Here is a 6,723-nt window from a genome sequence, read left to right on the forward strand (position 1 = left end):
CGCCACGTACCGTTCCAGCCCCGACTCCGTCACCAGCTTCTCCTCGGCGAACACCCGGGTGCCCCGCTCGCACAGCTCCGCGTCGGCACGCGCGCGCGTGCAGAACTCCTCGGGTGTGGCACCGAACAGCTCCCTCAACCGGGCCGAACCGACGAGGAGTTCGGTGAGCAGCACCCGCTGAGCGACCGGCCGGCGAGGCGCCCCCGAGCCTTTGCGCAGGACTCCGCGGCGGTTGACATAGATGTACGCACCGGGCAGCCGCGCTCCGTCCTCCAACTCGATCCGAACCTGCGGCTCCCGCAGCCAGGCGCGCCGGAAGTTGCCGTACCGCAGCGGCACGCCCTCGCTCGCGTCGATCATCGCGAGTTGCCCGGCGTCCAGCCAGGTCACGAACAACTCCCGCACGGTGCCGGGCGCCTCGACCGGTGACGCGGACACATAGCCCAGTCGGCTGACGTGGGCGGAGACGCCCACGTCGATGCCGGTGACCCGGGCGCGCACCATCGGGACGGGCGAGCTGATCCCGGACTCGTCCATTTTGTGGCGCAGTTGGCCCGGGCAGGCGTTGGAGCCGACCGCCACCACGGGGACGCGGTCCTGGTGCACCAGGCGGTCGAGGGGCAGGAACCGGTCGCCGTCGAGGAGCCCGGACCGCCTGGGCCAGGCCCCCGGGTAGAGCAGCGGGTGGTTCCGCGGGGCCACCGCGAGGCCCAGCGCTTCGAGGCTGTGGTCCGCTTCACCGTCCACGGGCGGCTCAGTCCGCCGGCGGCAGCTCGCCCGAACCGCGGGTGATCAGCCGGGTCGGCAGCTCGATGCGCTCCGGGGTGAGCAGAGTGCCGTCCAGCTGGCGGAAGAGGCGGTCGGCGGCGGTGCGCCCGAGAGCGGCCGCGTCCTGGGCGACGACGGTGACGCCCGGCTGCAGCAGATCGGCGAGTTCGAAGTCGTCGAAGCCGAGCAGGGCGATGCGGCGGGGCTGCTCGGCGAGGACCCGGACCACGGTGACCGTCACACGGTTGTTGCCCGCGAAGACCGCGGTGACCGGGGAGGGCCCGGAGAGCATCTCCTCGGCGGCCCGGCGCACCCGCTGCGGGTCCGTGACACCAAGGGACATCCAGGAGTCCTCGACCGGGATGCCCGCGTCCTCCATGGCGGCCCGGTAGCCCCGCAGCCGCTCGGCGGCCGTGTGGATACGGGGCATGTCGCCGATGAAGCCGATCCGGCGGTGGCCGTGGGCGATGAGGTGGGCGACGCCGTCGCGGGCGCCGCCGTAGTTGTCGGACAGGACGACATCGGCCTCGATCTTCCCGGCGGGCCGGTCGACGAACACCGTGGCGACACCCGCCCTGATCTCCGGCTCCAGATAGCGGTGGTCGTCGCCGGCCGGAATGATCACCAGGCCGTCCACCCGCCGCGCGCACAGGGCCAGCGCCAACTCCTGCTCGCGATCGGGGTCCTCGGCGCTGGAGCCGTTGATCAGCAGGGCGCCGTGCGCGCGGGCCACCTCCTCGACGGCGCGGCTGAGGGGGCCGTAGAACGGGTCGGCGAGGTCCTCCAGGACCAGGCCGATGCTGGCGGTGCGGCCCTTGCGCAGCACACGCGCGCTGTCGTTGCGGCGGAAGCCGAGCGCGTCGATGGCCTCCTGGACGCGGCGCTCGGTCTCCGGGGTGACGCCGGGCTCGCCGTTGACCACGCGGGAGACGGTCTTCAGGCCCACCCCGGCGCGCGCCGCCACGTCCTTCATGGTGGGACGGTTGCCGTAACGCGTTGCGGAGAGGGGGGCTGTTCGGCGAGCGGTCTCGGGCACGATGCGCTGTCCTGTCCTGTCTCGTCCACGGGTCTCGTCCGCGGGTCTCGTCCACGGGGATGCGTCAGACCATGAGTTTGTATGAGGATGTGGCGTCGAGCATAGAGCCTGGACAACGTTGTCATATGCACGAGAGACTGTCCACCGCAATCTCCGGCCTGCGCCCCCACCGTCAGACCGGCCCGCCCATCTCCGCGGTTGAAGGGGGAACTTCCCCTGGCCGACGGGGATCCGATGGTTTTCGGGGAGATCCGACACTGATGCACACCGACCTCGTGGCAGCGCTCGACATCGGCGGCACCAAGATCGCCGGGGCGCTGGTGGACGGCCACGGCCAGATCGTGGTGCGCGCTCAGCGTGCGACGCCCGCGCAGCAGGACGGCGAGACCGTGATGGGTGCCGTGCGGGAGGTCCTCGGCGAGCTGACCGCCGCACCCCTGTGGGGCCGCGCCACGGCGCTCGGGATCGGCAGCGCCGGCCCCGTGGACGCCTCCGCGGGCACGGTGAGCCCGGTCAACGTGCCCGGCTGGCGCGACTATCCCCTCGTACGGCGGGTCCAGGACGCGGCCGGGGGGCTGCCGGTCGAGCTGATCGGTGACGGCGTGGCGATCACGGCGGCCGAGCACTGGCAGGGCGCCGCCCGCGGCCACGACAACGCGCTGTGCATGGTGGTCTCCACGGGTGTCGGCGGCGGCCTGGTCCTGAACGGTCAGCTGCACCCCGGTCCCACCGGCAACGCGGGCCATATCGGCCACATCAGCGTCGATCTCGACGGCGACCAGTGCCCGTGCGGCTCGCGCGGCTGCGTCGAACGCATCGCGAGCGGCCCCAACATCGCCCGCCGCGCCCTGGAGAACGGCTGGCGGCCAGGCCCCGACGGCGACACCTCCGCGGCCGCGGTGGCCGCCGCCGCCCGCGCCGGGGACCCGGTCGCTCTCGCTTCCTTCGAGCGCGCGGCCCAGGCACTGGCCGCCGGCATCGCGGCCACCGCCACGCTCGTCGAGATCGACATCGCGGTGATCGGCGGGGGAGTCGGGAAGGCGGGCGACGTGCTGTTCACCCCACTGCGCAAGGCCCTCGGCGACTACGCGACCCTGTCCTTCGTGCAGCGTCTGGAGATCACGCCGGCCCAGATGGGCACGGACGCAGGGCTGGTCGGGGCGGCCGCGGCCGCGCTCGCCAAGCGGGCGGACGCGGCCGCGGTCTGAGGGGCGTGCACGGCCGGAACGTTCACGTGGGCTGTCGGGCCACCGCAGCGGACTCAGCAGGTCAACTGCGCGTTCGCCCAGTCCGCATGGTCCGAGTCGATGCCGTCGCTGCCGTCGGTGACGACCAGGCGGACCACCTGGGCGCCGGTCACATCGGCGGTGAGCGGCTGGGCGGGCATCGCATTGGTCAGGACGCCGGTCGAGGCGACCTTGGTGCCGTCGGCCCAGATCTCGAAGGCGACGGTGCCGTTCGCGCCCTTCTCGTCGTCGACGCCGACATCGGCGGTGACCGTCCTGCACACCTTGCCGGTGTAGTACTCGACGGCGCTCTCCGCGTGGACGCCGAGTCCCTTTCCGTACACCACGCCGCCGATGGTGAGGGGGTGGCCGTCGCCCGCGGCGCTCTCCCCGTTGCTGGTGTTGCGCTCGACCGGACCGTACCCGTTCGTGGCCGACAGCCACGGCAGGTCGCCGAGTCCGGACGTCCCCGATGGCGGTGGCACGACGACGGACGCGGTCAGCGGGAGCGAGCTGTCGACGCGGTCACCGCTCGCCGAGCGGTAACTCGCCTTGAGTATCAGGCCGTACGACCCTGCCGGCGTCCCCGCCGGGGCGGTGAGCGACCACTGGGTGCGCAGGGAGCGGCCCGTCGGCAGCGAGGCGGCCGTGGTCCGCGAGGTCGCCTCGACCGCCCAGCCCCGGGGCCCGGTCAGCGAGACGGACACGCGCTGCGCGGGCGTACGGCCCAGGTCGGTGACGGTCGACGTCAGTGCGGCCGCCTTGGCCGCTTCGACCAACGGGCTGCTGTCCAGGCCGAGTTCGACGGCGGGAGGGTTCACGGCCCACTTGGGGTCGGCAAAGACGCGTACCAGGACCGTGCCGTGCGCCGGTACGTTCGCCGAGATGGTGCCGGCGGTGTTGTAGCTCCTGTGCTGCCACAGGTCGCGCAGGGTGTAGGCGTCGGCGGCGGGCAGGCCCACGGCCTTGGCGGTGGTGCTGATGTGCTGGGCGGTTCCGGACTCGTTGAAGAGGGCCACCGCGCGGCTGCCGTCCTTCATCTCCTTGGCGACGGCCCAGCGCCCGCCTTGGGAGGAGACGACCGTGCCCTGCTTGCCCAGCGGGTCCTGGTCGACGGCGACGACCTCCTTGTTGTCGAGGATGTCGAAGGTCGTCTGGGAAGCTTTGCGCAGGTCGGAGCCGATGAGTAGTGGCGCGGCCATGATCGACCACATCGAGAAGTGCGTGCGGTACTCGGTGTCCGTCATGCCGCCGTTGCCGACCTCCAGCATGTCGGGGTCGTTCCAGTGCCCGGGGCCTGCGTACGGCGCGAGCGGCAGGTTCTCCTTGAGAATGGACAGCATCGAGCCCCAGTTGTCGCTGATGTCGCCCGTCGTACGCCACAAGTGGCCCACGTCGGCCGCCCATTCCCAGGGTTTGTTCTGACCCCATTCGCAGATGCTGTAGACGATCGGCCGGCCGGTCGCCTTGAGAGCGTCGCGCATGGTCGTGTAGCGCACCTTGGCGTCCACGCCTTGGTTATTGCAGTTGTCGTACTTGACGTAGTCCACGCCCCAGTCCGCGAACTGCCGGGCGTCGCTGTACTCGTGACCGAGCGCCCCCGGGAATCCGGCGCTGTTGCAGGTCTTCGTGCCCGCGCTGGTGTAGATGCCGAGTTTGAGCCCCTTGGCGTGAACATAGTCGGCGACCGCCTTGATCCCGTTCGGGAAGCGGGCCGGATCGGGTACGAGCTTGCCGTCCGCGTCCCGGGCCGGCAGGGCCCAGCAGTCGTCGAGGTTGACGTACTGGTATCCGGCGTCCTTGAGGCCTTTCTCGACGAAGAGGTCCGCGATTCCCTTGACCATGGACTCGTTGAACTCGGCACGGCAGTGCGTGGAGTTCCAGTTGTTGAAGCCCATCGGCGGGGTCAGGGCGAGGCCGTCGGCCAGGGCGGGCGCGGTGGGGGCGGCGGGCGCGGTCGTGGGTGCCGCCAGGGCGGGCACGGCGAGTCCCGCGGCGCACAGCAGCCCTGCGGTGAGCGCTCCGACCACTCTTCGATGGGTTGTGCGGTTGGGAAGGTGACGCATCGTTACGTTCCTCCGGGCACACGAAAGGTGGGATGAGGTCATGTTCGCGTCATCGCTGCAGGATTACGGTAGGACGTGTCGGACTGTGTTGGAAGAGAGTGGATGCCGGTTGTTCGACATCCCGTCAGGGCTGTTGACTCGGTGCATGTACTGGCGAGGTCCAAGCCGCGCGTTCGGTTCTGTTGGGTGGCACTCCGGTGGGGTGACGGGCGTAGTTATCGTTCGATCATTGGTCCAGCCCAAGGCATGGCTGGTCATCCGATGTTCCGGCGGAATCTCGGCAAGATATTTTGAACGTGTTCAAGTTTCTGGGTTAGGCTTCCGCCACACGAAGGGGGAAGCCCGATGAAGATCGTCATTCCCGGTGGGACGGGGCAGGTCGGCACGATCCTGAGGCGCGCGCTGACGGCCGCCGGTCACGAGGTCGTGATCCTCACCCGGCGGCCGGTGCGCGAGGGCGAGGTCCGCTGGGACGGCGAGCATCTGGGTCCCTGGGCCGAGGAGATCACCGGCAGCGACGTCGTGATCAACCTGGCGGGGCGCAGCGTCAGTTGCCGGTACACCCCGGCCAATCTGAAGGCCATGATGGACTCCCGGGTGAACTCGGCCCGCATCGTGGGCGAGGCGATCGCTTCCGCCGCGCAGCCGCCCCGCGTCTGGCTCCAGATGAGTACGGCCACGGTGTACGCCCACCGCTTCGACGCGCCCAACGACGAGGCGGCCGGCATGATCGGCGGCAGTGAGCCCGGCGTCCCCGGCTACTGGGCCTACAGCGTGGAGATCGCCAAGAACTGGGAACGGGCGCAGGAGGACGCCGACACGCCCCGCACCCGCAAGGTCGCCCTGCGGTCCGCCATGGTGATGAGCCCCGATCGCGGCGGAGTCTTCGACGTCCTGCTACGGCTGGCCCGGCTCGGCCTCGGCGGCCCGGTCGCGGGAGGTGCGCAGTACGTGTCCTGGATCCACGAGCGGGACTTCGTCCGCGCGGTGGAGTTCCTCGTCGACCGGGACGACCTCGCCGGGCCGGTGAACCTCGCCGCTCCCGGGCCGCTGCCGCACCGCGCCTTCATGCGGGCCCTGCGCACTGCCTGGGGCATGCCGGTCGGGCTGCCCGCCACGCGCTGGATGGCGGAACTCGGCGCCTTCGCCCTGCGCTCGGACACCGAACTCCTGCTGAAGAGCCGCCGCGTCGTCCCCGGCCGCCTGCTCGAAGCGGGGTTCGCCTTCGCATACGCCGGGTGGCCCGAGGCCGCCGCCGACCTGGTACGCCAGGTGCGCGGCGGACGAGGGCGTGACCCGCGGGCGGTTTCACAGTTGAACCGGGCATGAAGAAACGCAGCATGCTCGCCATCGCCTCCCTCGCGACCGGGTTCGTCGTCGCGGCCATCACCCCCTCGCAACACGCCGACCACCAGGTGCTCGGTGATCACCAGACGCTCGGCGACCTGGGCGTCGAGGACACCGTCGGCACGGTCACCCACACGACCGGGGGCGAGGGCCTCGCCGGCCCCGGCAAGGCCCTCGGTGAGTAGCACCGACGCGGACCCGGCCGAATCCGGGCGCCCGTGGCCCGGGAGCAGGGGGACCGCGCCCCCCGGGGGGGCCGCCCCCACGGGGGGGGGGTTGC

5 protein-coding genes and 1 pseudogene are annotated in these 6,723 nt (G+C 71.2%); 3 read left to right on the top strand and 3 right to left on the bottom strand.

Going from position 1 to position 6,723, the window contains the following annotated elements:
• Positions 1 to 3 precede the first annotated feature (3 nt).
• Both AB0N07_RS41150 and AB0N07_RS41155 read right to left on the bottom strand, forming a co-directional pair.
• A pseudogene (locus tag AB0N07_RS41150) lies at positions 4 to 747 on the bottom strand (hypothetical protein); the annotation flags it as partial.
• A 7-nt stretch (positions 748 to 754) separates the two neighbouring features.
• Positions 755 to 1,741: a LacI family DNA-binding transcriptional regulator gene (locus AB0N07_RS41155; RefSeq protein ID WP_365844328.1), complete on the bottom strand. Its 987-nt coding sequence runs from the start codon at positions 1,739 to 1,741 to the stop codon at positions 755 to 757.
• Positions 1,742 to 2,064: 323 nt separating this feature from the next.
• Between AB0N07_RS41155 and AB0N07_RS41160 the strand changes: the two genes are divergently transcribed.
• On the top strand, positions 2,065 to 3,012 hold the full coding sequence (locus AB0N07_RS41160; RefSeq protein ID WP_365844330.1) for an ROK family protein: 948 nt from the start codon (positions 2,065 to 2,067) through the stop codon (positions 3,010 to 3,012).
• Positions 3,013 to 3,065: 53 nt separating this feature from the next.
• Here AB0N07_RS41160 and AB0N07_RS41165 read toward each other — a convergent pair whose 3' ends face one another.
• Positions 3,066 to 5,096, bottom strand: a complete 2,031-nt coding sequence (locus AB0N07_RS41165; protein ID WP_365844332.1) for an NPCBM/NEW2 domain-containing protein — start codon at positions 5,094 to 5,096, stop codon at positions 3,066 to 3,068.
• 345 nt (positions 5,097 to 5,441) lie between these two features.
• Between AB0N07_RS41165 and AB0N07_RS41170 the strand changes: the two genes are divergently transcribed.
• Complete coding sequence (locus AB0N07_RS41170) at positions 5,442 to 6,425, top strand: TIGR01777 family oxidoreductase (RefSeq protein WP_365844334.1); 984 nt, start codon at positions 5,442 to 5,444, stop codon at positions 6,423 to 6,425.
• Positions 6,422 to 6,628, top strand: coding sequence for a hypothetical protein (locus tag AB0N07_RS41175; protein ID WP_365844336.1), 207 nt, complete (start codon positions 6,422 to 6,424; stop codon positions 6,626 to 6,628). Before AB0N07_RS41170 ends, AB0N07_RS41175 begins: the two co-directional genes overlap by 4 nt.
• Positions 6,629 to 6,723 lie beyond the last annotated feature (95 nt).

The organism is Streptomyces sp. NPDC051172 (assembly GCF_040682555.1).
Taxonomy (GTDB): Bacteria; Actinomycetota; Actinomycetes; order Streptomycetales; family Streptomycetaceae; genus Streptomyces.